Here is a 26,650-nt window from a genome sequence, read left to right as displayed (position 1 = left end):
ACAACGCGCATGACGGATCCGGCGAAGACGTACGACGTCGCCATCCTCGGATGGTGGTACGGCAAGAACTACGGTTCGATCCTCACCTACTACGGGCTGAACCGCGCCGTCGAGGGCCTCGGCCGCTCGGTCCTCATGGTGCACGAGCCGCTGGGCTACAACGGCTACCGGGTGCACTGGCCCACCGACATCGTCTCGATGGACTTCGCGCGCCGCGTCGGGTACGAGCACACCGACCAGGAGCACTACTCCGCGCTGCCGCGCCTGAACGACGTCGCCCGCACCTTCGTGGTCGGCAGCGACCAGCTGTGGAACCCGCTGATCGGCCGCGTCAACGACGACCTGTTCCTGGACTTCGTCGGCCCCGAGAACGCTCGCGTCGCGTACGGCACCTCGTTCGGCAACCGGGGCACCGACAAGTTCAAGGTGCCGTTCGTCGCGAAGCACGCCGCGAACCTCCAGCAGTTCAAGGCGATCTCCGTGCGCGAGGAGTACGCGATCGACACGGCGCGCGACGTCTTCGGCGCCAAGGCGTCGCTGGTCGTCGACCCGGTCTTCCTGCTGCCCCGGGAGCACTACGCCGACCTCGCCGACAAGGCGACGGTGGCTCCCGAGGGCGAGTACCTCGCGGTCTTCTACCTCGACCCCAACCCGGAGAAGGTGTCCGTCGCGCGGTCGATCGCCGACAAGCTGGGGTTCGACAAGATCCTGGTGATCCCCAACCCGGACGAGGGACGCGAGAAGGTGACGTCCCTGTTCGCGGACGAGCCCCGGGTCGAGGTCCTGGCCGAGGACGCCCCGGAGAACTTCCTGCGCGCCTACCGCGACGCGGGCTACGTCGTCACCGACAGCTACCACGGCTCCGCCTTCGCCGCGATCTTCGAGAAGCCCTTCTCCTCGATCTACAACACCAAGCGCGGCGCCGACCGGTTCAAGAACCTCATGGCGGCGATGGGCTTCGACGACCAGCGTCGCGTCCTGGAGACCGACACCGCCGAGACGATCGCCGAGAACGAGTACGTCACCCGGGAGATCGACTTCACGAAGGCCCGCGAGTACATCGAGTCCGGCCGGGCGTCGTCGCTGGAGTGGCTGAGGACCGCGCTGGACCCCGGGACGACGGGCTCCGCCGCCGTCCGTCCCTTCCAGCGGTTCACCCTGGACCACCCCGAGTTCGCGGCCAACAGCAAGGCCTGGCGCGTCGCGCACAAGGCGCGCGGCACCCGCCTGAAGGTCGCGCGCGGCGGCGCGGCGGTCGGCCACCACGCCTGGACCCCCCTGCCGGAGCCGCTGACCCAGGGCTCGGCGTACCAGCTGACGATCGACTGGACCCCCCGGACCGACGCGCCGGCCGTCAACCTCCACCTCCGCAACCCCGAGACGGGGCAGTTCCGCGCCGTCGGCAAGGTGAACGTCGAGCAGGGATCGGGCAAGGCCCGCCGGGACGCGGTCACGTTCACCGTCTCCGACCCCGGCTTCTCCGAGATCATGCTGGGCGCGCTGCACTTCACGGGCCGCGGCGCGGGAGCGGAGGTGCGGAGCATCGAGGTCGTCGAGGTGCCCGCAGCGGTCGCCGCCGCGTCACGACGCAAGGCCACGGGCAAGCGACCGGCCAAGGGGTTCGCGGGGCAGGCCCGCGCGCTGGCGCTGGCGGACTACGAGCGCCAGGTGCGTTCCTACGACCGCGCGCGGTCGGCCGACAGGATCTCCGGGGCCCGGGCGCGGATGATCTTCCACGCCCACGCGATCGAGAAGGGCCTGAGCCGGAGCAACTTCCGCCCCGGCTTCGGCAAGATCGCCGTCCCGGGGCTCGCCAAGGAGATGAACTCCTGGCTGGCCTCCGGGTTCAGCGTCGACGACCCGTACCTGCAGAGCTCCGCGGCCGTGATGAAGACCTACTTCGAGCGGCACGCCGCGCTCGAGACCGACGTCTCCGCCTTCCGCCAGCTCTTCTCCGGGGCGGCGCAGGACCTCATCGACAACACCCGGCACCAGGAGGGCGGCGTCCTGCCCGCCGCGCAGGTCCGCGAAACCCGCCTCGACTCGGACGACCAGCGCGGCTTCCTCGACGTCGTCTACGGGCGGCGCAGCGTGCGCGAGTTCACCGACGAGCCGGTGAGCGACGGCGACGTCAGCAGGGCCGTGCAGATCGCGATGCAGTCGCCCTCGGTGTGCAACCGCCAGGCCGCCCGGGTGCACCAGTTCGAGGACCCGCAGATCATCCAGCAGGTGCTGGACATCCAGGGAGGGTTCAACGGCTACGCGATGCCGCCCCGGCTGCTGCTGGTCACGGCTGACCTCGACGCGTTCCTCTTCGCCCCCGAGCGCAACCAGCCCTTCGTCGACGGCGGGCTGTTCATGATGTCGCTCCTGCTCGGCCTGACCGAGGTGGGCCTCGGCTCGTGCTCGCTCAACACGGCCATGGGCAGCGCGAAGGACGCGGCGATCCGCAAGATCATCGACGTCCCCGACAACGAGGTGTTCATCTCGTTCGTCGCGGTCGGCCACTACGACCAGCAGGTCCTCGTGCCGCGGTCGAAGCGGACCCACGTCCAGGACGTCCTCGTCCGCCACAGCGCCGGCTGAGCACCCGCGAAGGATCGGGCCCGTCGACACCCGCCCGGGTGTCGACGGGCCCGAGCCGTACGTGGACCTGCCCGGCCCGGGCCGCGGGCGCCGGTCCCGGGTCAGCCCCCCGCGGTCCGGAGCGCGGCGCGGACGCCGTCGGTGACCTCGGGGGTGAGCGTTCGCGCGAACGTGGCGGTGAGGTGCCCGTGGTCGAAGTACGCGACGACGCCGCCGATCACGGGGTGGCAGACGTCGGCGTCGCACATGAGGTCGGTGATCTCGCGGACCGTCACCAGCCCCGACGTGTCGGCGCGGCCGGCCGCCGCGAGCGGGTCCGGCTCGAGCGCCTGCGACGGCGGCGCCCCGCAGTCGTCCCAGGAGACCGGCCCGGAGGCGAGGCAGTCGGGCACGTTGTCCGGCATCGCGGGGGTGTCGCGCAGCACGAGCACGGGGATGCCGGCGTCCGTGAACGTGGCCAGCGTGTCGGCGTACGCGGCCTGCGCGGCATCGGCCTGCTCCGCCTCCGGGACGTCCGCCAGGAGCTGGTTGGTGCGCGCCGACAGCACCACCAGGTCGTACCCGCCGGAGACGACGGAGTCGACCGCCCAGCGCGTGGTGTCGAGACAGTTCTGCGCGTCGTCGGCGGCCTCGTAGTCGAGCAGCCGGCCGACGGGGTAGCACGACGACTGCAGGTAGGTGTCGACCTGCCAGTCCCCCGCGTCCTCGCCGGCCTCCAGCGCCGGCGCCCAGTGGCCGGCGTGCGAGTTGCCGAGCAGCGCCACCCGCACCGGCGCGTCGTCGGAGCCGTAGGTGCACGTGTTCCGGGTCGTGAACGGCGGGTCGTTCCAGCAGTCGTCCGCGTACACGGCGGGCTTGTCCTGCACGGCCGCCTCCGGCGGGGTGAGGAGCCCCTGGACCTCGCAGGACTGGTCGCGCGCCGCTCCCGCGCCCGCGCACTCCCCCGCCTGTGCCACCCTGAACGGCGCGGACGCGACCGCGTCCCGTGCGCGCTCGTGCGCCGCCGCTGCCGCCGAGACGCCCCAGACCGCCGCGACGCCGACGCACACGGCCAGCAGCCCGAACGTCGCGGCACGGCGCCGCACCAGGGCGGGACTGCGGCGCAGCGGGTCCTCGACCCACCGCTTGGTCGCGGCGGCGAGGAGCAGCGTCGCCACGACGACCCCGACCAGCTCGACCGCCCCGAGCGGGTGGCCCAGCACGTACGGGACGACGACGATCAGCGGCCAGTGCCACAGGTAGACGCTGTACGAGACGTCGCCCAGCCACTGCACGGGGCGCAGCGCGAGCAGGCCACCGGGGCCGCCGCGGGCGCCGTCGGCCGCTGCCGCGATCACCAGCGCCGTGCCCACCGTGGGGAGCGCGGCCGCGACCCCGGGGAACGGCGTCGTCCCGTCGAAGAGGAGCACCGCGGCGACGACGGCCGCCAGGCCGGTCCACGCCGTCGCCGCCCGCGCGGGCGCCGACAGCCGCCACGGGCGCACCGTCACCGCCGCCGCGACGAGGCCACCGAGCGCGAGCTCCCACAGCCGCGTCGTCGTCACGAAGTACGCCGCCGACGGGTTCGTCGCGGTGAGGTACACCGACCAGGCGAGGGACACGACGACGACCAGCCCCACGACCGCCGTCGGCACCCATGCCGACCGCGAGGTGCCGCGACGGCGCAGGCGCACGGCCAGCAGGACGGTCAGCCCGATCAGCACCGGCCACAGCACGTAGAACTGCTCCTCGACCGACAGCGACCAGTAGTGCTGCACGGGAGACGGGAGGTCCTCGGCGGCCAGGTAGTCCGTCGCCGACCGGGCGAGGGCCCAGTTCTCCACGTACAGCGCGGCGGCCGCGACCTCCCGCGCCACCCGCTCGTGCATCGTCGACGGCAGCCACAGCAGCGTCGCCGCGAGCGTGGCCACGAGCACCACCGTCGCGGCCGGGATGAGGCGGCGCACCCGCCGCGCCCAGAACTCCAGCAGGTCGCCGACGCCGCGCACCGGCCGGCGCAGCAGGTGCGACGTGATGAGGAAGCCCGAGATGACGAAGAAGACGTCCACCCCCACGTAGCCCCCCGTCACCGTGCCCGGCAGCAGGTGGTAGACCAGCACGGCGCTCACCGCCAGCGCGCGCAGCCCCTGCACGTCGGTGCGGACCCCCGTGCGCGGCCGTGCGGGGGCGGGCACGCGCTCGGGTACGCCGGTGTGTACGGACAACGGGGAGCTCCTTGGGTCACGCGGGCCGGCGGGGAGGACGGCCCGCCGGCCGCCGGGGGTCGCAGTCGCGAGGCTACCGAACGCCGCGGGCGGCGACGTCCGCGGCGAAGGCCACCACGGCCGCGCGCCCACCTTTCCCGCGGGATCGTTGGCGGTGATGATGTGTCCCATGTCACCCAAGGCCCGCACCCCGCAGAGACGCCTGAGCCGGCACGCACTGCTGACCGGCCTCCACCGACAGCTCCGCCCGCGCACCTATCTCGAGATCGGCGTCGCCGACGGCTCGAGCCTGCAGCTCTCCTCGGTGCCGAGCGTCGCGATCGACCCCGCCTTCCACGTCCGGAAGGAGCTCAGCGCCAAGGTCCGGCTCGCACGCACCACGAGCGACGACTACTTCGCCACGACCGACCCGAAGAGATGGCTCGGCGGCCCCGTCGAGCTGGCGTTCATCGACGGGATGCACCTGTTCGAGTACGCGCTGCGCGACTTCATCAACGTCGAGAAGCACTGCCGGTGGTCGAGCGTCGTCGTCCTCGACGACATGCTGCCGCGCAGCGTCGACGAGGCGGCCCGCGAGCGGCACACCCGCGCCTGGACGGGCGACGTGTTCCGCGTGGCCGACGTGCTGCGCGCGTACCGCCCCGATCTCACGGTCCTGCCGGTCGACACCAGCCCGACCGGCGTGGTGGTGGTGCTCGGACTGGACCCGTCGAGCACCGTCCTCTCCGACTCCTACGACCGGATCATCGAGGAGTACCTCCACAGCGACCCGCAGCCGGTGCCGAGATCGGTGCTCGACCGCACCGGCGCGTGGCAGGGTGCCACCCTGCTGGGACGCCCCGTGTGGGGGTTGCTGCACCGCGGCGCCCGGCCGTGGCGGCGGAGGGACCGGGGCCTGGCGGAGATCCGGCAGGCGCTGGAGGACCCGAAGGCCTACCGCCGTCGTCGCCGCGCGGCCCGGGAGTGGGTGCAGGGCAAGGTCAGAGCGATCGCACCCACGCGTTGAGGTCCCGCTTGTGGCGGGAGAAGTCGAACGTCCAGTCGGACTTGTACGCCTCCTGGGACCACCCGCCGGGCGGGTGCTGGATCCGGGGCTGGTTCCAGAAGTAGTGCAGCCGGACGCCGAGCGGGAGCGCGACGAGCACCTCGTTGCGCGCCGTGTAGGCCTCGTGGGTGAGCACCGCCATGTGCTCCAGGTTCTCGGCGAAGACGGTGTTGAACATCCCTGACCCGCCGAACCCGGCCACCACGCGCGCGCGGGAGAAGATCTCCGCCTGCCGGCCGAGCGAGTGCTCCTCCGGGTAGACCACCTCGAACCCGGCACGCGCGAAGTAGTCCTCCACGTCCCCCCGGTTGAGGCAGCGTCGGTTGCCGTACGTGTCCTTGCGCGAGACGAAGACCCGGTCCCACACGGGCCCGGGGTCGGGCGGCAGCCCGTCCCGGATGCGGCGCCACACGGCCCGGATCTCCGGGTGGACGTAGTGCGGCCGGGCGTTGTGGAACATCGGCGTCGCGGCGTACATCGACTCGAGGTACACCGGCTCGTCGACGGTCACGATGTCGTCGCGGTCGATGCCGAAGGCGGTGAAGATCGTGCGCTCGAGCCGCGGGTCGCGCTCGGCCGCGTGCCGGAGACGGAAGACCGCCTTGAGCCCGGGGTCGTCCTCCTTCGCGGCGTCCCACCCCCACAGCCGCGAGACGACCTCCGTCATCAGGTGCCCGTAGTGGCCCGAGTTCTCGGAGTCGAGCAGGTAGTAGGAGCCCTCGAGCTCCCGGGTGGGCTGCACGTGGCGCGGGATCCGCGCGAAGTTCTCGTCCGCGTGGACCAGGCGGCGGTTGTGGGTGTTCGACAGGTGATGCCTGAACGAGTCGGGCAGGATCTCGTGGGCCGTGTAGGTCAGCGCGTTGCTCACCAGGCCGATCCGCCCGCTGTAGTGGCGCAGGTGGTGCGGCGGGACCGCCACGGTCGTGCCCAGCCCCTGGAGGGTGCGCGACGCGCCGTGCGACTCGATCGTCGTGGCGGACACGAACTCCTGCTCCTTGAGCAGCGCGAGCTCGTGCACCGTCGTCGTGCTGAGGTTCCGTGTCGACAGCATGCGGTTCGCCCACCGGTCCGACAGCTTGAGGTAGTGCGTCCCGCTCTTGCGGACCACGATCGCCTCCCGGTCGAGGCGCACCTGGGCGACGGCGCGGGAGAGCTCCTCGAGGTCGCCGGCGTCAGGCTCGCCGCCGGCCAGGGCCCGGGCGAAGTGCGCCAGCCGCACCTCGAGCGGGTTCCCCTTGCGGTACCCCGTCAACGCCGAGCGGGGGATGACGTACTCGCCGCCGGGCAGGAGGTGGAAGAGCAGCCGGCGCAGGGTGGCCTCGTGCTCCTTCGGCCACCGCTGGCGGATGTCGACGATGCGGTCGACCGGGCCGTGGAGCTTCAGGTACCACTGGAGGTTGGACTCCTTGACGAGCCTCAGGTACCGGTGGTGCGTCTCGTCGAGCCCCCACTCCTCGTACGGGCTGGGGGCGATGAGGAAGAGGTCCTCGTCCCGGAACGGTTCGACGGCGTCGCGCACGATCGCGGGCGCCACCTCGTCCGCGATCACGACGACGCGCCGTCGTGCCCCGTCCTGCTCCGACCTGCCAAGCGCCACGACAGTCTCCCTGTCCTCGTGCTCTGCGAAGGTCCAGTATGCGGAGGGGCCCCCTTCCCGGCATACCGACGCGGCCGCTACCCCCGGCGCGGATCCTGATCGGCGCGCCGACCATCGCCTCGCACGGCGCGCGTCGTCTCCCGGTTCAGCTCTTCGCGGGCGCGCCGAGGGTCGCACGGATCGCGGCGAGCGCGCGACGCAGGCGCGCCGCACGCAGCGCGGCGGGACCGCGGGGCCGACCGCGAACCGCTGAGGTGGCGACGTCGCGCGCCGACGTCGTCGCGGCAAGGCCCAAGGAAGGACGCAGGCCGGAGGAGAGCACCCCGAGCAGGGAGATCATCGTCGGCAGCAGGTGCTTGAGGGTGCTGAAGTGGTCCTCCGCCCGGGGAGACGCCGCCACGAGCACGTTGAGGTTCTTCAGCCGCGCCGCGGCACGGGCATGCTCCGAGAGCCCGTCGAAGCAGTTGTCGTCGCCCGGGCTGGTGAGCACGTAGTAGTGCCCGTCGCGGTTCGTCGCCTCCGCCAGGGCGCGCGGGACGACCGTGTCCAGCCAGGCGACCGCGTCGTCGCTGCGCGACCCCGCGATCGTCTCGAGGAACGGCTCCGAGCGGCCCTGGAGGTACGTGCCGATCGCCAGCTGCGGCACCAGCGACAGCACGGTCGCGCCCGGCAGGCGTGCCCCGACGATCAGCGCGGCCGCGCCGCCCTTGGACATCCCCGCGAGGACGACCCTGTCGAGCCCGACGCCCCGCCGCTCGGCCAGGTCGCGCACGAACGCGGTCACGGCGCGGGCCACCTGGTCGTCGCGGTCCGTGCCGTAGTAGTAGCAGAACGCGGCGGCGTGGTCGTCGTGGACGAACACGAGCTCGGCGCGGTTGCTCGCGAGGTACTTGCCCTCCGGCCCGTCGAAGTCGAGGTCCGTCGCCACGGTCCGGATCGACGTGAAGACGACGACGATCTGGTCGCAGTCCTCCTTCGGCGCACGCCGCACGTAGTTCACGGCGACGCCGTCGTGCGTCCAGGTCGACTCCTCCACCGCGGCCGAGCGGGCCACCTCGGCGGCGAAGATCGCCTGGTGCGCGCGCCGCATCGGGGCCAGGAGCCCCTCGGCCGCGTCCGCGGAGTCGAGGTCCACCGACGCCAGCGCGACCTTCTTGCCCGAGGTCGAGACCGCGATCGGCGCGCACGCCGAGCGGACCACCGCCCCGGAACGGTCGTCCCGCGCGGCCACGGCGACGTGCGCGGTGGACCCGTCGACCGTGATGTCGAACGCGAACGCCGCGCCGTTCGGGCTGCGGTAGTCCGCGGCGAGGATCCGCCCCCGGTAGATCCAGACCTTGCTGAGACCGTCGGGGAGCGTGTCCCCGATGTCGAGCGTCGACCGCAGCCGGGTGAGGACGTCGTCAGTCACGCAGCCTCCACGGCCAGTCGTAGTACGGGTTGGGCGTGCGCCAGTCGTCACCGTAGCGCTCGGCGAGGAACGCCTCGGGCTGCGCCGGCGCGAGCATCTCCTCACCGAGGAACGTGATCGTCGACGGCGGGAGCACCACCGACGTGGGGATGGCGCGCAGCTGCATCTTCTCCATGTGCAGCTGGGTGCTGTCGCCGTCCACGAGCAGCGGGAACACGTCGACGTGCAGACGCGTGCGGGGGTCGACGAGGTGGAAGTTGGTGTAGCTGTTCGGCCGCGACACGGCCCATCCCTCGGCGCGCAGCCGCTCGTGCAGGGCGCCGAGCTGCTCCTCCGCCTGGTCCCGCGTCGACGCCTGGAGGGGGATGAGCATGTCGATGTCGTCGTCGTGCGCGAGGAAGTCGCCCTCGCGCACCGCCCCGAGCAGCGTGCCGTACGCGATCATCGCCGGATAGCCCTGGGCCTCGAGCGCGGCGGCGGCCTTCTGCATGATGGCGAGGTGGTCGGCGGACCGCTCGCGGAGCCCGCCCACGTTCGTCAGCCCGTGGCGGGTCAGGACGGCCTGCGGCGTCCCCAGGACCGTGCCGGCACGGTTCGCCTCCCGCTCCAGGCGCCGCAGGGCGTCGTGGGAGTCCAGCACACGGTGGAAGGCCCGCATGGACGTGCTCGTGCCGGGCACCCGGAGACGTTCCGCGGCCAGCAGATGCCCCAGGAGCGCCCACTCGCCGTCCGAGAGCGTCTCGCCGTCGTCCAGCCGGTGACGCCGCACGAGCGCGGCCAGCAGGCGCTGCTCCTCACGGTCGGACGTCAGCAGCCCCTCGCCCGCGCGCTTCGCGAGCGCGGCCAGCACGTCGGCGCGCGCGGCCTCCGCGGCCTCGCGGGACGCGAGCACCGAGGCGTCCAGCTCCAGCCCGGTCAGGCGCGTGAGGAGCTCGAGCGTCTGGGCGACCACCCGGTCCGAGTCCACCGAGCGCACGGTCGAGAACTTCCCGTCCGCGCCGGCGACCGCCACGGTGAGGCTGCGCGAGCGCGAGCCCCAGCCGTCGAGCCGGTTGAAGACGCGCACCTCGTCGGCGTCGACCGGCGCGTCGAACGCGACGGTCCACCACGGGCCGGCCTCCTTGCGCGTCCGGATCCCGCCGAGGGTGAAGGGGCTGCGCCGGTTGCCCGCGCGGCGGGCGTCCGAGCTCTGCGTGATCGTCGCCTTCTCCTCGTCGACGACCACGCGGTGCCCGCCCTGGTAGAGCTCGAGCCCGCGCAGGTCCAGCTCGCCCTCACCCTTCGGCAGGAAGAGGCGCACCTGCGAGACCGGGCCGTCCACCCGCACCGGCAGGTAGTTGACGGCGTTGCCGCCGAAGAACCCGAGCGACGGCAGGAGCACGCTGCGGCCCGGCTGGTCGCGCAGGCGCGCGCCGGACTCGCGCGACGGCAGGTCCTGCGCCGGGCGGGGCCGCGCACCCTTCTTGCGCCGCAGGAACGGCGACGCGTCGAGCAGGGGGCGGTAGTCGTACTCGATCGCCTCGCCGTTGAACGTCAGGGAGTCGCGCAGGCGCTCCTTGGTGACCGGGCCGGCCGCAAGGTCGAGGGTCTGCGGGTTCCGGAACTTGTCGACCGAGGCGAAGTAGTCGTAGAACTTGTAGACGCCGCCGCGGGGCGAGTCGGAGGCGAGCCAGGCGTTGGGGATGCCGTAGGCGTCCGCCACGATCAGCCCGTGCAGCGAGGACGTGACGATCCGCTTGCACGAGAGCAGCTCCCGCACGACGTCCTCGACGTCGCTGCGCGCGAAGTCGATCATCTTCACGCCCGGCCCGAACGTGGCCTGCGCCCACCGGCGCTCGCTCCACCGCACCACGACGCCGTACTCGTGCGTGACCGGCACCTCGGGCATGTAGTACAGGGGCAGCAGCAGCGCCGGGTCGCCGTAGACCTCGGGGACCCGGATCCCGAAGCCCTTGGACGCGCCCAGCTTCGCCCGCGTCAGGGGGCCGCGGACCGCCGTGTACCGCGCGCGCGGCGAGACCTCGTCCTTGCCCTCGGTGCCGTACGTGCCGCTCCCCCAGACCACCGAGTTCGCCGTCGCCTGGTTGATGATCGAGCCGATCACCACGTAGTGGGGCTTCTTGCGGTCCGCCACCACGACCTCGCGGCCGGTCATCTTCTCCACGAGCCACGGCGACAGCAGGTCACCGAAGTTCGGCCGGTACGTGAAGTAGTTGAGCGGCACCTTGCCGTCGTCCTCGATGAGGGTGCCCACCTCGTAGTCGTCCAGGAGGTGGCGGAACCGCCGCATCCCGAAGCGGTCCGGGAGCCGGCGGCCGAGGTGGGTCCTTGCCTCGCGCGCAAGCCCTTCCCGGGCAGAACGGTAGATCGACATGGTGTGTGCTCCGGTGCTGGTGAGGACGGTCAGGAGGTCAGGCCGGCGGCGTCGAGGACACGCGCCGACGCGGCCCCGTCGTCGCGCGGGGCGAACTCGGCGACGAACCTATCGTGTGCGGCGCCCCACGCGGACCAGTGGTCGGCCGCCAGCGCCGTCACGAGCTCGGCCGTGTCCGCGCACAGCGGGCCGGGCGCCACGTCCACGAGGTCGCGGTAGAAGCCGCGCGTCGTGGACCCGTACAGCTCCAGGTCCGGCACGAGCAGGTAGATCGGGCGCCGCAGCACGCCGTAGTCGAACATGATCGACGAGTAGTCCGTGACCAGGGCGTCCGACGCGAGCATCAGCTCGTTCACGTCGGGGTGGTGCGTCACGTCGACCACCCCGGCGGGCAGGTCGCTCGTGGACGAGGCCGTGTTGGAGTGCCCGCGGTAGAGCACCACGGTGCGCGGCCCGGCCGCCCGGGCCAGCTCGTCGAAGTCGAGGAACGCCACCCGGCCGTACCGGGCGCCCTCCTTGATGTTGTCGCGCCACGTCGGTGCGTACAGCAGCACGCGGACGTCGTCGTCGAGCCCGAGCCGTTCCCGCACGGCGGCACGGGTCGCGGCCGCCGTGCCGTCCACGAGGGAGTCGTTGCGGGGGTAGCCCTCGACGAGCACCTTGCCGTCGTAGCCGAACGCCCTCGGGAAGATCTCGGCCGAGTAGGCGTTCTGCGCCAGCAGGAAGTCCCACGACCACGCCTCGCGCTGCATGAGGCGGCGATAGGTGATCGTGAGGTTCGCTCCGGGCACGTCGTTGCCGATGCGCTTGAGCGGCGTGCCGTGCCACGTCTGCAGGTACGTCTGGTGCTCCCCCTTGCGGAAGTACCACGGCCAGTTGTTGTTGTTCACGAGCAGGGTCGCCCGCTCGAGCAGGTCGTACCAGGCCGTCGAGAAGCGCAGCACCGGGGTGGCCCACTCCGGGACGGGCGTCGACAGGCACGCGACCGACCAGTACTGCGGCCGCCGGTCGCCGCGACGGTGCAGCTCACGGCTCAGGGCGAGCGGCGAGTCGCCCACCGACCGGCCCGCGAACGACTCGAGCAGCACCGCGTCGAGCGGCTCCTGCGCGGCCTCGTGGTACCGCTGCTGCAGGCGGTGCTGCGCCCGGCGGCTGCGCTCGTCGTCGTTCAGGAACGTCCGCAGGCGCAGGCTCACCGAGCCCGCCTTCGGGGTGGCCGAGGCCGTCGCCGAGACGACGCCGTTGGTCATGTCGAGCGGGAGCGCACGGACCAGGCCCGGCGCCACGCGGGGGCGCGCGACGACGTCGCCGGCGGTCAGCGTCAGCACGAAGTTGACCGTCTTGGAGAGCGTGGAGCCCAGGGCGTCGGTCACGGGGACGACGACGTCGAACGCGCCGTCGTCGTCGAGCTCGAGCGGCACCGCGCGGCCCGGGACGACGTCGTGCGCCAGGGCGAGGCTCATCGGCTCGCCGCGGAGCGCGACGGACGCCGTGGCCCAGCCCCGCACGCGCAACCCCTCGGGGCCGAGCTCCAGGCTCTCCACCTCGCCCAGCAGCGGGCCGGTCTGCGCGACCACGTTCCCGAACCGGGTGGCGCCGATCAGCGCCGTGGAACCGGTGGGCGGAGCGAGCGTGCGGCTGGCCTCCACCCAGGAGAACCGCTGCTCCCGCCCTCCCGTGGCGGGACGGGCGACGAACGCCCACGTCCGCGTCCGGTCGTCGGCGGACGCCGCCGGCAGCGTGAACGAGACGACCTCGCGCCCGGCGTCCTGACGCCGCACGCCGGGCACCGTCATGGACCCCGCACGGGCGACGCACCCGCGCACGGGCGGCAGGTTCGCCGCGAGGACCAGGTCGACCCGGTGGCCCTCCACGCAGACGTCCGCGACGGGCACGCGGGCCGACGTCATGCACCGCAGCTCCAGCACGTCGGCGTCCGACGGGGCGTCCACGTACCACCGGCCCGTGGCGGCGAGCGTGCCGAACTGCGGCAGCCTGCCCTGTCCGCGCGCGTCGGGCAGGGCCAGGGGCGCGGTGCGCTCGACACCCGCGACCCGCACGGTGGCCTCGAAGCGGTACGGCGGCGAGACCAGCTCGCCGAGCTCGAACCGCGCGCGGTAGCCCGACGCCGCGTGGTCGTTCCAGGGATCGACCGCGCGCATGTCGACCGTCTCGTCGGCGAAGCGCTCCACCCGGCCCGTCACGCGGTGCCCCAGCGCCGAGACCGCCTCGAGGGCGATCTCGCTCTCCTGGCCGTCGAGGTCGACGAACGCGAGGAACGCGCTGCCCTCGACCGTCAGCGTCCCCGGCTCGAGGACGACGTCCGCCACGCGGGAGACCACCTCGACGTCGTGCTCGAGGTCGTCGACCACCCCGTCGCGCGCCAGCTCGAGGCCCTCGAGGTAGTCCTCGCCCAGGGTCACCCGGCCGTCGCGGGCGACCCCGTGCACCTTCCACGTCAGCGACTCGCGCCGCGCCACCAGCTCGACGACGTCGTCGCGCAGCCCGTGGTACGTCGCCGCCGCGAGCAGCCGGTCGGCGACCGGCACCTCGGCCAGGCGCTCGTACCCCGCCATGTCCACGAAGCCGCGGACCTCCCGCTGCAGGAACGACCAGTAGTCGTCCTCGGTGCGCGGCACCTGCTCGTAGTACGGCCGCATGTCGAAGCCGACGACCTTGGCCTCCCACGCCTGCCGCACCGGCGCCGGCGCGTCGCGCATCACCTCGTGCAGCTCGTCGAGCATCCGCCAGCGGCCGGTGAGGTCGCGCATCGTCGACTTCTGCTGGGTGATCGACGACTCGTCGTCGCGGATCCGCCAGTGGCACACCACGTCCTGGAGCACGTCGAACCGGCCGTGCAGGTACGCCTTGGCCGACGGCACCTGGTCCTCGTACAGCCCGTCCGGGAAGCTGCCCACGACGCGCCGGAAGTAGTCCGTGCGGAACAGCTTCGTCCACGCGAAGACGTTCTTGAGCACGTCCGGCTCGTCGGCGATCGTCACGCCGGTCCGGGTGCGGTCGTGCAGCTTGCGCGCCCACGGCGGCATGTGCTTGCCCGCGGAGGTGTCCCGCACCAGCGCGCCGACGGCGAAGTCGGACCCGCTGCGGGTCAGCGACGTGAGCATCACCTCGACCGCGTTCGGCGGCACGGTGTCGTCCGAGTCGACGAAGCACAGCATGGCGCCGCGCGCGTGCCGCACGCCGGTGTTGCGGGCCGCCCCGAGCCCGGCGTTCTCCTGCCGCACCACCCGCACGCGGCGGTCGCGCGCAGCGATCGCGTTCACGACCTCGATCGAGCGGTCCGGGGAACCGTCGTCGACGACGATGACCTCGAGGCGGCGGTGCGTCTGCGCGAGGATCGACTCCAGGCACTCCCCGACGTATCGCTCGACGTTGTAGACGGGCACGACCACGGACACGAGGGTCCGTCGGCCGGGCCGCCGCAGCTCGGCGATGCGCGCGCGCCGGTGCTCCGGCAGGCGACGGTAGGTGGAGCGGAGAAGGTTCGTCAGCACGGAGACATCAACTCGCGTTCGGGCACGGACGGATTCATGGGCGCACCCCACCGCGCGTGGAGGCGGGGAGCACCAGCCAACTGTACGGGGCGACCGCCTCAGAGCCGGTCAGCAAGGGTCGACAGCTCGCGGGACGCCCGCGACGCCACCCGGGCGCCGAGGCTGCGGTGGGGCGGCAGGGGCAGCGGCACGTCCCGGTAGCCGAAGCGGCGGAAGTCGTCGCCGTAGAACTCCTCGAGCCGCCGCTCGAGCGACGCCGACACCTCCACGTCGCTGCTGGAGATCCCCCGCGTCCGCTCGCTCGTGCGCACCCGGGCCACCTCGGCGGGCAGCCCCAGGTCGAACCGCTCGTTGAGGTCGCCGACCGCCGCGTCGAGGCCGTCCTCCATGCGGTACACGAGCGCGCGCTTCACGAGGAACTCCACCTGCGGGCGGATGTGGTTGTCGTGCACGTACGGGTTCACCGCGAACTTCTCGAACCGCTCCAGCGCCCACGCCTCCACGGCGTCCGCGCTGGTGGTGAGCTCCTGCTTGTGCCGCATCACGTACTCCGAGCGGAACCGCGCCACCGGGTCGCGCACCACGGCGAAGACCGCGTCGAAGCGGCGCAGGCGGAAGATCTCCTTGAGGAGCGCACCGTGCATGTGCTGCGGCGTGCAGCGGCGCAGGTAGTTCGGGTACCCCTTCGGCATGCGGCCGTCGTGGTACGACATCTCCCACCCGGCGGCGACGAAGTGCTTCTCGATCGCCGAGCCGCCGGTCTTGGGGACGTGGATGAACAGGACGTTCCGCTCGCCCCGGGTGAAGACAGGCATCGTGGTCCGCCGGCGCCTCAGGAGGCGTGGGGCAGGCCGCCCACCATCCCGGCGGCCACGGTCTTGTTGGTCGCCTCGTCCACCAGGATGAACGCGCCGGTCCGACGATTCTGGCGGTACGGGTCGACGAACAGCGGCTGCGTGACGCGCAGCTGGATGCGGCCGATCTCGTTGAGACGGATCTCTGTCGCGTCCTCGTCGCGGTGCAGCGTGTTGACGTCCACGCGGTAGTTGATGTCCTTGACCATGGCGCGCGCCCACCGGGTGGTGTGCTTGATCGCGTACTTCTTGCCCTTGACCAGCGGCGCCGACTCGTCCATCCAGCAGATCTGCGCGTCGATGTCCTGCAGCGCGGCCGGCGAGTTCTTCGGGCGGCAGATCATGTCCCCGCGCGAGATGTCGATCTCGTCGGCGAGGCGCACGGTGACGGACATGGGCGGGAAGGCCTCGTCGACCGGGCCGTCGGCGGTGTCGATGCCGGCGATCGTGGTCTCGAGCCCGGAGGGCAGCACCCGGACCTTGTCGCCCTTCTTCAGCACCCCGCCGGCCACGGTGCCCGCGTACCCGCGGTAGTCGCGCGCGTCGTGCGACTGCGGCCGGATCACGTACTGCACCGGGAACCTCACGTCCTGCAGGTTGCGGTCGCTCGCCACGTGCAGGGACTCGAGGTGGCTGAGGAGCGGACGCCCGTCGAACCACGGCATGTTCTCGCTGCGGTTCACGACGTTGTCGCCGACGAGCGCCGAGATCGGGATGAAGGTGAGGTCCGGGACCCGCAGCCGGGAGGCGAAGTCGGTGAACTCCCGACGGATGTTCTCGAAGACCTCCTCCGAGTAGTCCACGAGGTCCATCTTGTTGACGCAGACCACGATGTGCGGGACACCCAGCAGGGTCGCGAGGAAGGTGTGGCGCCGGCTCTGCTCGATGACGCCCTTGCGCGCGTCCACGAGGATGAGCGCGACGTCGGCGGTCGACGCCCCGGTGACCATGTTCCGCGTGTACTGGATGTGGCCGGGGGTGTCGGCGATGATGAACTTGCGCTTGGGCGTGGCGAAGTAGCGGTACGCGACGTCGATCGTGATGCCCTGCTCACGCTCGGCGCGCAGGCCGTCGGTGAGGAGCGCCAGGTCCGTGTAGTCGTTGCCGCGGTCCTTGCTGACCTGCTCCACCGACTCGAGCTGGTCCTCGAAGATGGTCTTCGAGTCGAACAGCAGGCGGCCGATGAGGGTGCTCTTGCCGTCGTCCACCGAGCCGGCGGTCGCGAAGCGCAGCAGGTCGGCCGACGTGTCGATCGCCTGCTGGGTCGCGCCGTCCTCGGGCACGCCGGAGGTCACGGGGGTCTCGATGCTCTCGGTGCTCATGGCTTAGAAGTAGCCCTCTCGCTTGCGGTCCTCCATCGCGGCCTCGCTCACCTTGTCGTCGCCACGGGTGGCGCCGCGCTCGGTGAGGCGCACGGCGGCGACCTCCTCGACGATCTCGGCACGGGTCGCCGCCGTCGACGCGACGGCGGCGGTGAGGTTCGCGTCGCCCACCGTGCGGTAGCGCACGGACCGCACCTCGGCGGTCTCGCCCTCCTTGAGCGGCGTGAACTCGTTGACGGCGAACAGCATGCCGCCCCGGTCCACGACCTCGCGCTCGGCCGCGAAGTACAGGTCGGGGAGGTCGATGTTCTCGGCCTCGATGTACGCCCAGATGTCCAGCTCGGTCCAGTTGGACAGCGGGAACACCCGGATCGACTCGCCCTGGTGGACACGCCCGTTGTACAGGTCCCAGACCTCGGGGCGCTGGTTCTTGGGGTCCCACTGGCCGAAGTCGTCGCGGAAGGAGAACACGCGCTCCTTGGCGCGTGCCTTCTCCTCGTCGCGGCGCCCGCCGCCGAAGAGCGCGTCGAAGCCGTTCTTCTCGGCGGCCTCGAGCAGCACCGGGGTCTGGATGCGGTTGCGGGAGCCGTTGGGCTCCTCCTGCACCAGCCCGCGCTCGATCGCCTCGGGGACGGACGCGACGACGAGCTGGATGCCCAGCCGCTCGACCCACCGGTCGCGCGTGGCGAGCACGGACGGGAAGTTCAGCCCCGTGTCGACGTGCATGATCGGGAACGGGATCCGCGCCGGCGCGAACGCCTTCGCGGCCAGGTGCAGCATGACGATCGAGTCCTTGCCGCCCGAGAAGAGCAGACAGGGGCGCTGCATCTCGGCCACCACCTCGCGGATGATGTGGATGCTCTCCGCTTCGAGGCTGCGGAGCTGGCTCAGGACGTGGGACGTCACGACTGGGCACCTTCCTTGATGTCGACCCCGACCTCCGTCAGCGCCGCACGCAGGTGCGCCGCCACGGCCGGGTGGCAGACGAAGAGATCGGGGAGCCAGGGGTCCTGGCGGTTGTACTCGAGCGCGGTGCCGTCCAGGCGGGTGCACTCGAGCCCGGCGGCGAGCGCGACCGCGACGGGTGCGGCGGAGTCCCACTCGTACTGGCCGCCGGCGTGCACGTACGCGTCCACGCTGCCGTCCACCACGGACACGACCTTGACGCCGGCCGAGCCCATGGGCACGAGCTCGACGTCGCCACGGGCGGCGAGGTCCTGGACGAACTGCGGCGGACGGCTGCGGCTCGCGGCGACCCGCAGCGGCCTGCGACCCGCGAGGACCGCGGCGACGTCGTCGGTGGCGCGCGCGTCGGGGCCGGCGGGAGAGGCGGTGCTGAGGACGGCGCCCCGCGCCGGCAGGCCGACGGCGCCGGCCGCGAGCCCGTCGGGACGCGGCACGCCGCGCTCCCAGAGGGCCACGTGCACCGCGAAGTCGTCGCGCCATCCGGCGGCGTCGCCCGGGGCGCGCTCGGCGAACTCGCGCGTCCCGTCGAGCGGGTCGATGATCCACACCCGGTCCGCCGACAGCCGAGCAGCGGAGTCGGCGGCCTCCTCCGAGAGGACGGCATCGCCCGGGCGGGCGTGCACGAGGGCGGCGGAGAGCCACGACTGGCTCGCCGCGTCGCCCGCGTCCTTGAGCTCGCCCGCCACGAACGTGCCCCCGTCCGCGTCGACCTCGGCCCGCAGGCCGCGCAGGACCTCGCCGGCGCCGCGCGCGAGCGCGACGGCGAGCTCGCCGTCGGGCAGGCCCGGGTCCGGGAAGGACGGGGCGGCGGACGCGGACATACGGCTCCTGGGCTCGTGGCTCTGGACGGGGACCCTGGGCGGGCCGCGGCCGACGCTACCATTCCCGCATTGGACGATTCCCCGAGAGTTCACATTGTTGAATTCTGTTTTTCCGATAGGAATGGTGTGCTTTTGAGCATCGACCTCCCGCTGATCCTCGGCGGACTCGTCGTGGGCTTCATCGTGGGCCTGACGGGCATGGGCGGCGGTGCCCTCATGACGCCGATGCTCATCTTCGTCTTTCGCGTCGACCCGCTCACCGCCGTGTCCTCCGACGTCGTGGCCAGCCTCTTCATGAAGCCCGCGGGGGCGATCGTGCACCTGCGACGGCGCACCGTGAACCTCCAGCTCGTGCTGTGGCTGTGCATCGGGTCGGTGCCGGCCGCGTTCTCCGGGGCTCTCCTGATCCGCTACCTGCCGTTCGACGACGGCTTCGACGAGGTGCTCAAGCAGATCCTCGGCGTCGCGCTGCTCATCGCCTCGGCGGGACTCGTGGTGCGGGCCGTGCTCGGGATGCTCCAGCGCCGCACGGCCCTCGGCGAGGGGCCCGCCGCGCCCAGCAGCCCGGACGTCGTCGTCCGCAAGGTGCCCACGCTGATCCTCGGCGCGGTCGCCGGCCTCATGGTCGGCCTCACCTCCGTGGGCGCCGGCTCGATCATCATCGTGGTGCTGCTCCTGCTCTACCCCGCGCTCAAGGCGTCGCAGCTGGTGGGCACCGACCTCGTGCAGGCAGTGCCGCTGGTGGCCGCCGCGTCGCTGGGGCACATCCTCTACGGGGACTTCGAGCTCGGCCTGACGACGTCCCTGCTCATCGGCGCCATCCCCGGCGCCTGGTTCGGCGCCCACGTGTCCAGCCGCGCCCCGGGCGGCATCATCCGCCGCGCGCTGGCCATCCTCCTCCTGGCCTCCGGCCTCAAGCTCCTGGGCGCCTCGCTCGGCGTCGTCGTCGCGGCCGCCGTCGGCGCGCTCGTCGTCGGCAACCTGCTGTGGATCGTGGTCCGGGAGCGCATCAAGCGGCTCCCGCCCAAGCCGGCACCGCGCGGCGAGGCCGCGGCCCCCCGGGCAGGCGCCGAGGCCGCACCGGACACCGGATCCGACACCGCACCCGACACCGACCCGAAGGACACCACGACGCGATCATGACCGAGTCCATGCCCGCCGACCTGCCCGCCGACCTGCCCGCCGACCTGCCTGCCGCGACCCACGTGCTCTCCCCGGACGGGCTGGACCTCCTCGAGCTCGCCCTCGCAGGCGGCCCCTGGATCGCCCCCGCGGGCCTGCCCGCCGGCCCCGCGACCCTCACGGACGCCGAGAACACGCCGCTCGCGGTGGTCGGGGCCCCCGGGCACGAGGGGCCGCGCGCCGTACGACCGTTCGCGCGGGCCGCCGGGCCGCACTGGGACCCGGCCGTGCGCCGCACCACCGCCGAGGTCCGCGCCGACCTCCCCGCCGACCCGGTCGCCGCGACCGTCGCCGTCGCCGTGGCGGAGCCGCCCACCCGCTCCGAGGCGGACGCCCTCGCCGGGCTCGTCGACGACGCGGGGACGGTGCTGCTGCTCGTGCCCGCCGCGCGCCGCACCCCCGCCGCGGGGCACGTGGGCGCCCCGGGGCTCGTCCGCGTGGCCCGCGACCTCGCCGCGCGGCTCCGCGACGGAGCACGCCGCGCGACCGTCGTCGTCGTCCCCTGGCCCGCCGACGCCCCCGACGCCCTGCGCTGGTCCGACGTCGGCGCGAGCTACGGCGCGGTCCGCACCGAGGTGCTCTCGGCGCACCGCTCCCCCGCCGCGGGCGACGCCGTGGCCGGGCTGGGGACGCTCTGGCGCGACGCCGTCGCGGCGCTCTACCCCGAGGTCACGGCCGCGGAGGTCCTGCGCGCCGCCGGCACCGCCAGGCCGCGCGGCGCCGTGGTCTTCTTCACCGGGCTGTCCGGCTCCGGGAAGTCGACGGTGGCCCGGGCGCTGGCCGCCGAGCTCGACGACGAGGGCCGCCACACCACGCTGCTCGACGGCGACGAGGTGCGCCACCACCTGTCCAAGGGCCTCGGCTTCGACAAGGCGTCCCGCGAGCTCAACGTGGAGCGCATCGGCTACGTAGCGTCGCTCGTGTCCTCGCACGGAGGCGTCGCGGTGGCCGCGCCCATCGCCCCGTTCGCCTCGGGCCGGGCCCGCGTGCGCGAGCTCGCCGAGGCCGCGGGCGCCTTCCTGCTGGTGCACGTCAGCACGCCGCTGGAGGTGTGCGAGGCCCGCGACCGCAAGGGCCTGTACGCCAAGGCCCGGCGCGGCGAGATCCCCGAGTTCACCGGGATCTCCTCACCGTACGAGGCACCGGTCGACGCCGACGTCGTCGTCGACACGTCGCAGGTCTCCGTCGCCGACGCCGTCGCCCGGGTACGCGCCGCGCTGGACGCCGTCGCCGGCTGAGCCCGGACGTCGCGGGTCGAGCCCGTCGAGCCCGGCGAGAACGGGCGTCGACGGGCTCGACCTGAGGTGCGGTCCCTCAGCCCTGCGCCTTCTTCTTGGCCCGGGCGCGGGGCCCGACGCCGCCGGCACGCGCCGAGGAGTTCGCGGCGCGGTGGGCGCGGACGAACTTGCGGTACTCGCCGAGCACCTCCTCCGTGCCGCCGTCCATGACCAGCTGCCCCTGGTGCACCCACAGCACCCGGGTGCACATCGCCTCGACGGTGCTGATCGAGTGGCTGACGAGGAAGATCGTGCCGGCGTTCTTGCGCACCTCGTCGATGCGAGCCTTCGAGCGCGCCTTGAACGCGGCGTCACCGGTGGCGAGCGCCTCGTCGATCATGAGGATGTCCGGCGTCGCCGCCGACGAGATCGCGAAGCGCAGGCGGGCGCCCATGCCGGAGGAGTACGTCTTCATCGGCATGTAGACGAAGTCGCCGATGTCGGCGAACTCCACCACCTCGTCGAAGCGCTCCTCGACCTGCTTGGGCGTGAGCCCCAGGGCGAGCCCGCCGATCCAGATGTTCCGCTCGCCGGACAGCTGCGGCATGAGGGCGGCGTTGACGCCCAGCAGCGCGGGCTCTCCCGCCACGTACACGCCGCCGGAGCGCGGCGGGATGAGGCCGGTGATCGCGCGCAGGAGCGTGCTCTTGCCGGAGCCGTTGATGCCGACGATGCCGATGGCCTCGCCGTGGCGGGCGACGAACGAGATGCCGCGCACGGCGTGCACCTCGCTCACGGCGCCCACGTGCTGCGACGTGGAGCTCACCAGCCGGCGCAGGAAGGACCGCTTGGGCGCCTGGGCCTCGCGGACGTTCTCGGCGCCCTTGGCGGCGACCTGCTTCGCCTTGCCGCCGAACACGCGGTAGACGACGTGCAGGTCGTCGACCACGAGCACCGGGTCGCCGACCGTGGCGACCGGCTTCGGGCCCTCGAGGTCCTCGGGGTCGAAGTCCTCCTCGAGGTCGACGTCGAGATGGAGGTCGGACTCAGTCACGGCCGTACCGCTCCTCTCCGCGCCAGAAGATGATGAAACCGACGACGAACGTCACCAGGGCCCAGCCGGCCGCCCAGAGCCACATCCACGGGTCCTGGGGGAAGCTCGGCTCCTGGGTGAGGATCGAGCGGGCGACGTAGAGGAACACGCCGATCGGCTGGTACTCGAGGATTCCCCCGACGACCCCCTGCACGGACTCCGGCAGGTTGTCCACGTAGTGCGTCACCGGGAAGATCACGCCGGAGCCGTACATCACGAGGCGCAGCACGAAGCCGATGATGTTGTCCAGGTCCGGGGTGATGGCCACGGCCCGGGCCACGATGAACGCGACCCCCGTGTTGAAGATCCACATGAGCGCGATGATCGCCGGGAGCAGCAGCCAGCTCCACGTGATGTGCTCCATCGGGTAGGCCGGGAGCAGGCCGCTGAGCAGCACGATCGCGCACATCACGAGCAGCGCGGGCACGAGCGTCGTGAGCAGCGAGACCACCTGGGCGATCGGCAGCACGGCGCGCGGGAAGTGCAGCGACCGGATGAGGTTCGTCTTCTGCGCGATCGACCGCGACCCGGCGTGCACCGACTGCTCGAAGAAGCGGTACAGGAACGTGCCGATCACGATGAACGAGATCGCGTTCTCCAGCCCGCGGGTGGTGCCCAGCAGGATGCCGAAGATGAGGATGTAGACGGCCGCGTTGAGGATCGGGTTGAGGACGGCCCAGAGCTGACCCAGGTAGTTGTTCTGGTTCTTCGAGTAGGCCGTCGCGGTGCCGAGGACGCGGATGAACGCCCAGCGGGAGGCCACGTCGCGGATGTACCGGCCCAGCGGCGGGCGCACGCCCATCTGCTGCAGCCCGAACTGCTTCGCGATGGCCTGCCGCTCCTGCGAGGTGGTGCCCGGGACGATCGGCTCCGGGGGGCGGAGCGGGTCGCGGTCGGGCCCCGGCTTCCCGCGGTCACCCGATGCGGCGCCCGTGGTGGTGTCGGTGGTCACGTAGCTTGCATACCCGTCTTCTGAGGTACGGCCCGCGGCTGACGGGCCCCGTCGATCCTACAGCGGCGACCGGCCTGCCCCCGCGGCCTGGGGGAACGGTGGAGGAGCCGTGGAATACTCGGGGCGGCCACGGGGAGCCCGCCCACCAGGAAGGCACGGATGTCGCACGTCAGCCCACAGCAGCCCACGCTCACGGTCCGCGTGCGGAAGCTCGCCGCCCGGATCCTGCTGGGTGCGGGATCGCGCGTCAAGCGTCTGGTGACCACGACCATCGTCGGAGAGCCCCCGGAGTTCTCCCCGCCGCTCGACGACGTGGCCCGGTACCCCGTGGTGGCGTACTTCGCCGACACCCCGAACCAGGCGTACCAGCTGCGCCAGTGGCTGCCCGTGCTCGAGCGCGTCGCGGAGCGCCAGCCCCTCGCGATCGTCACGCGCCACTGGGAGCTCACCGAGCAGCTGCGGGAGGCCACGACGCTGCCCGTGCTGTTCACCCTGCGGCTCGACGGCCTGCGGCGGCTGTACGAGCGCATCGACGTGAAGACCGTGATCTACGTGAACAACGGCTGGCGCAACTTCCAGTCGCTGATCTACCAGCGGGCCCTGCACGTGCACGTCAACCACGGCGAGTCCGACAAGATCTCGATGGTCTCCAACCAGGCCAAGGCCTACGACCACGTGGTGGTCGCCGGGCAGGCGGCGGTCGAGCGCCACCGGCGCGCGCTGATCAACTTCGACCTCGACAGCCTCGTCGTCTGCGGGCGCCCGCAGCTGGACCTCGACGTCTCCCCCGTCCTGCCCCCCGCTCCCGGGCGCCGCACGGTGCTGTACGCCCCCACCTGGTCGGGCGAGGACGACGCCAACAACTACACGTCGCTGGACCGGTTCGGCGTCGCCGTCGTGCGCGCGCTGCTGGCCCGGCCCGACGTCCGGGTGGTCTACAAACCGCACCCCCGCGTGCTCACGGCCGAGGACCCGGCCATCACCGGCGCGCACGCCGAGATCGTGCGCCTCCTCACCGCAGCCCGCGCCGCCGGCGCCCCGCACGAGCTGCCGCTCGAGGCCGACATCCTCGGCCTGTTCGAGGACACGGACCTGCTCGTCACCGACATCTCGTCCGTCGGTCTCGACTTCCTCTACCTGCGCCCCGACGCCCCGGTCGTCCTCACCGACCGGCGCACCGACCGCGCCCGCATCGTCGCCGAGGCGCCCGTCGCGAGCGCCGTCGACATCGTCGACGACGACACCGTGGGCGACGTCGCCGGGCTCCTCGACGCGAACCTCTCCGCCGACCCGCACCGCGAGGCCCGCGCCGCGGTGCGCGACCACTACTTCGGCTTCCCCCGCGGTGAGAGCAGCCGCCGCTTCCTCGAGTTCGTCGCGGACTGCGTCGCGCGGCGCGACGCGCTGGTCGACCCCGGGACGCCGGCCGCCTGACACCCGCACGACGAAGGGGCGACGACCGGCCGGTCGTCGCCCCTTCGTCGTGCCGCGCGTGCGGTCAGAGCTCCTGGTTCGCCCGCTCCAGGTCCTCCGCGAAGTCCACCTCGACCGCGTACAGGTCGGAGATGTCCACCGGCAGCACCTTCACGCCGTCGTGCGCGATGGCGAGCTCGAGACCACCCTCGAAGTACTCCTGGTCGTCGACCTCGTCGAGGCGCTGGAGCAGCTTCGCCTTGTCCTGCGCGGCGATGTAGTTGATCCCCACGGCCTCGCCGAGCGCCCCGGCGCCGACCTTCTTCGAGAGCTCCTTGATGTGGCCCTCGTCGTCGACCGTGTACTTGACCTCCTCGTCACCCACGGAGGACGTGTTGACGCACACGAACGACCGGCCCTCGTCGATGAGGGGCTGCACGCGGCGCAGCACGTCCGGGTGGAAGACGACGTCGCCGTTCAGCCAGAGCACGCCGCGGTCCCCCGTGACGCGCAGGGCGCGCAGGAGGCTCTTCGACGTGTTCGTCTGGTCGTACACCTCGTTGTACGTGAAGGCGACGTTCGGCGCGGCCTCGAGGATCATCTCGAGCTTGAAGCCGACGACGATCAGCACCTCGGCCTCGCGGCCGTAGACCGAGCGGAGGTTGCCGAGCTGCTGGGCGAGGATCGTGCGACCGTCCCGCAGCTCCGTCAGCGGCTTGGGGTGCGGCCTGCCCAGGCGGGTCCCCATGCCCGCCGCCAGGATCACTGTCTGGATGCTCATCGCGTTCCTCTCTCGTTACCTGTCGGTGCGGCGCTCGGCGCGCCGTAGGCGTCGACCCGGGCGACCTCGCGGTCACGGATCTCCATGAGGCGCTCGCACGCGGCGACGAACCGCCGTGTGGACGCGCCGGGGGCGGTGTCGCCGAGGTAGTGCTCCCGGAGCGCGTGGCGCCGGTCGCGCGTCGGGTCCTCGGTGAGCTCGCGGTCCACCGTGGCCAGCACGTCGCCCAGGGCGGAGACGGGCAGCGACGGCGCAAGGTCCAGCAGCGGGCTCGACGCGATGATCACGTCGCCCACCGGCCTGGTCACGACGATCGGCTCGCCGGTCGCGAGCCAGTCCATCGCCACGCCGGAGACGTCGCAGACCAGGAGGTCCGCCGCCGCGAACGCCGGGGCGACGTCGCCGTGGACGTCGGTGCCGTGGGCGGGGCCCTCGGCGGGCGCGGGCGCCGCCGCGAGGTACTCGCGGATCGTCTTGTCCGCCTCCCCGTACGCCGCGACGCGGACGCCGGTCAGCGGGTGCGGGCGGTAGAGCACCCGGTAGCGGCCGGACTCCACGAGGGCGCGCACGATCGCGAGCCCGTGCGTGGCGACGGTGCCGTACTCCGCCGACGGCTGGCCGCCCTCCCAGGTGGGGGCGTACAGGACGGTCGGCAGCGGGCCGCGCGGCGTCCGCGCGCGCAGGCGCAGCTGGTCGTCGAGCTGGGGCCGGCCGACCGGCACGCACCGCTCGTGCGCGTCGAACAGGGTGCTGAACCGCGCCATGCGCTCGACGGCCGCCTGCCCGGCGACGAACGAGAAGTCGTAGGCCTTCGTCTGGTTCGACACCGTGACGAGCTTGTCGCTGTCGCCGTGCATCAGCGACGCGTGCACCAGCTGTCCGAAGCGCAGGCACGTGAAGTTCTGCGGGTTGTGGTTGACGTACAGCGCGAGCTTCGTCGACGACCGGCCGAGGACGTCGTCGAGCGTCGTGTAGTGCGCCACGGTGCGCACGTCCAGCCCGCTGTCGCGGCGGACGGCGCGGGCCGTGCGGGAGTCCTGGGTCACGACGACCACGGGGTGCTCGGCGTGCAGCGCCCGGAACGTGTCGTACCACTGCTCGATCTGGTAGAGCGCGTCGGGGGTGTCGGCGAAGTAGACGATCACCTCGTACGGCCACGACGTCCCGAGCAGCGCCTCGTCCTCGCCCAGCCCGTCCGGCATCCCGCCGGGGAGCAGGCCCAGCCGACGGATCGCCTTGCCCCCCAGGGACCGGATCCGGCGCCGCAGCGTGGCGGCCCGGGGTGTGGCAGGCATGAGTACTCCTGAGGCGTCGTCG

At 72.4% G+C, this 26,650-nt stretch carries 18 protein-coding genes; 5 read left to right on the top strand and 13 right to left on the bottom strand.

Features of this window, described 5'->3' with window-relative positions:
• The first annotated feature begins 9 nt into the window (after nt 1-9).
• Nucleotides 10-2,586, top strand: a complete 2,577-nt coding sequence (locus tag ACH436_RS08810; RefSeq protein ID WP_430559815.1) for a polysaccharide pyruvyl transferase family protein — start codon at nt 10-12, stop codon at nt 2,584-2,586.
• Nucleotides 2,587-2,687: 101 nt separating this feature from the next.
• On the opposite strand, the gene ACH436_RS08805 is transcribed toward ACH436_RS08810, so the two are convergent.
• Nucleotides 2,688-4,790 (bottom strand): acyltransferase family protein, encoded by a 2,103-nt coding sequence (locus ACH436_RS08805; protein ID WP_430559814.1) that lies wholly within the window; start codon nt 4,788-4,790, stop codon nt 2,688-2,690.
• 169 nt (nt 4,791-4,959) lie between these two features.
• Between ACH436_RS08805 and ACH436_RS08800 the strand changes: the two genes are divergently transcribed.
• Nucleotides 4,960-5,796 carry a class I SAM-dependent methyltransferase gene (locus tag ACH436_RS08800; RefSeq protein ID WP_430559813.1) on the top strand — a complete coding sequence of 279 codons (837 nt, stop codon included), beginning with the start codon at nt 4,960-4,962 and terminating at the stop codon, nt 5,794-5,796.
• Here ACH436_RS08800 and ACH436_RS08795 read toward each other — a convergent pair.
• The 8 genes from ACH436_RS08795 to ACH436_RS08760 form a co-directional block, all read right to left on the bottom strand.
• Nucleotides 5,771-7,432 (bottom strand): glycosyltransferase family 61 protein, encoded by a 1,662-nt coding sequence (locus ACH436_RS08795; protein WP_430559812.1) that lies wholly within the window; start codon nt 7,430-7,432, stop codon nt 5,771-5,773. The two genes, ACH436_RS08800 and ACH436_RS08795, sit on opposite strands and share 26 nt — an antisense overlap.
• Nucleotides 7,433-7,577: 145 nt before the next feature.
• Nucleotides 7,578-8,843 (bottom strand): hypothetical protein, encoded by a 1,266-nt coding sequence (locus ACH436_RS08790; protein WP_430559811.1) that lies wholly within the window; start codon nt 8,841-8,843, stop codon nt 7,578-7,580.
• Complete coding sequence (locus ACH436_RS08785) at nt 8,836-11,217, bottom strand: polysaccharide pyruvyl transferase family protein (RefSeq protein WP_430559810.1); 2,382 nt, start codon at nt 11,215-11,217, stop codon at nt 8,836-8,838. The genes ACH436_RS08790 and ACH436_RS08785 overlap by 8 nt, the downstream gene beginning before the upstream one ends.
• Nucleotides 11,218-11,246: 29 nt before the next feature.
• Nucleotides 11,247-14,732, bottom strand: coding sequence for a CDP-glycerol glycerophosphotransferase family protein (locus ACH436_RS08780; RefSeq protein ID WP_430559809.1), 3,486 nt, complete (start codon nt 14,730-14,732; stop codon nt 11,247-11,249).
• Nucleotides 14,733-14,830: 98 nt separating this feature from the next.
• Nucleotides 14,831-15,547 carry a sulfotransferase family 2 domain-containing protein gene (locus ACH436_RS08775; RefSeq protein ID WP_430559808.1) on the bottom strand — a complete coding sequence of 239 codons (717 nt, stop codon included), beginning with the start codon at nt 15,545-15,547 and terminating at the stop codon, nt 14,831-14,833.
• A 17-nt stretch (nt 15,548-15,564) separates the two neighbouring features.
• Nucleotides 15,565-16,908 (bottom strand): sulfate adenylyltransferase subunit CysN, encoded by a 1,344-nt coding sequence (cysN, locus tag ACH436_RS08770; RefSeq protein WP_430559807.1) that lies wholly within the window; start codon nt 16,906-16,908, stop codon nt 15,565-15,567.
• Nucleotides 16,909-16,911: 3 nt separating this feature from the next.
• Nucleotides 16,912-17,814, bottom strand: coding sequence for a sulfate adenylyltransferase subunit CysD (cysD, locus tag ACH436_RS08765; protein WP_430559806.1), 903 nt, complete (start codon nt 17,812-17,814; stop codon nt 16,912-16,914).
• Nucleotides 17,811-18,695: an inositol monophosphatase family protein gene (locus ACH436_RS08760; protein WP_430559805.1), complete on the bottom strand. Its 885-nt coding sequence runs from the start codon at nt 18,693-18,695 to the stop codon at nt 17,811-17,813. Before ACH436_RS08760 ends, cysD begins: the two co-directional genes overlap by 4 nt.
• Nucleotides 18,696-18,827: 132 nt before the next feature.
• On the opposite strand from ACH436_RS08760, the gene ACH436_RS08755 reads away from it, so the two are divergent.
• Both ACH436_RS08755 and cysC read left to right on the top strand, forming a co-directional pair.
• The gene (locus tag ACH436_RS08755; protein WP_430559804.1) at nt 18,828-19,838 is read left to right on the top strand and encodes a sulfite exporter TauE/SafE family protein; all 1,011 of its coding nucleotides are present in this window, start codon (nt 18,828-18,830) and stop codon (nt 19,836-19,838) included.
• A complete protein-coding gene (gene cysC, locus ACH436_RS08750; protein WP_430559803.1) occupies nt 19,835-21,115 on the top strand; it encodes an adenylyl-sulfate kinase in 1,281 nt (426 codons plus the stop codon). The genes ACH436_RS08755 and cysC overlap by 4 nt, the downstream gene beginning before the upstream one ends.
• Before the next feature lie 76 nt (nt 21,116-21,191).
• Here the strand turns inward: cysC and ACH436_RS08745 are convergent, their stop codons facing one another.
• Nucleotides 21,192-22,148: an ABC transporter ATP-binding protein gene (locus ACH436_RS08745; RefSeq protein WP_430559802.1), complete on the bottom strand. Its 957-nt coding sequence runs from the start codon at nt 22,146-22,148 to the stop codon at nt 21,192-21,194.
• Nucleotides 22,141-23,139, bottom strand: a complete 999-nt coding sequence (locus ACH436_RS08740; protein WP_430559801.1) for an ABC transporter permease — start codon at nt 23,137-23,139, stop codon at nt 22,141-22,143. Before ACH436_RS08740 ends, ACH436_RS08745 begins: the two co-directional genes overlap by 8 nt.
• A gap of 159 nt (nt 23,140-23,298) precedes the next feature.
• Between ACH436_RS08740 and ACH436_RS08735 the strand changes: the two genes are divergently transcribed.
• Complete coding sequence (locus tag ACH436_RS08735; protein ID WP_430559800.1) at nt 23,299-24,573, top strand: CDP-glycerol glycerophosphotransferase family protein; 1,275 nt, start codon at nt 23,299-23,301, stop codon at nt 24,571-24,573.
• A gap of 64 nt (nt 24,574-24,637) precedes the next feature.
• Here the strand turns inward: ACH436_RS08735 and ACH436_RS08730 are convergent, their stop codons facing one another.
• On the bottom strand, nt 24,638-25,333 hold the full coding sequence (locus tag ACH436_RS08730; RefSeq protein WP_430559799.1) for an NTP transferase domain-containing protein: 696 nt from the start codon (nt 25,331-25,333) through the stop codon (nt 24,638-24,640).
• Nucleotides 25,330-26,628 (bottom strand): CDP-glycerol glycerophosphotransferase family protein, encoded by a 1,299-nt coding sequence (locus ACH436_RS08725; RefSeq protein WP_430559798.1) that lies wholly within the window; start codon nt 26,626-26,628, stop codon nt 25,330-25,332. Before ACH436_RS08725 ends, ACH436_RS08730 begins: the two co-directional genes overlap by 4 nt.
• Nucleotides 26,629-26,650 lie beyond the last annotated feature (22 nt).

This window comes from Isoptericola sp. NPDC019693 (genome assembly GCF_044389085.1).
GTDB lineage: Bacteria > Actinomycetota > Actinomycetes > Actinomycetales > Cellulomonadaceae > Isoptericola.
The sequence above is the reverse complement of the archived record's forward strand: the minus strand, read 5'-3'. Positions and strand labels throughout refer to the sequence as shown.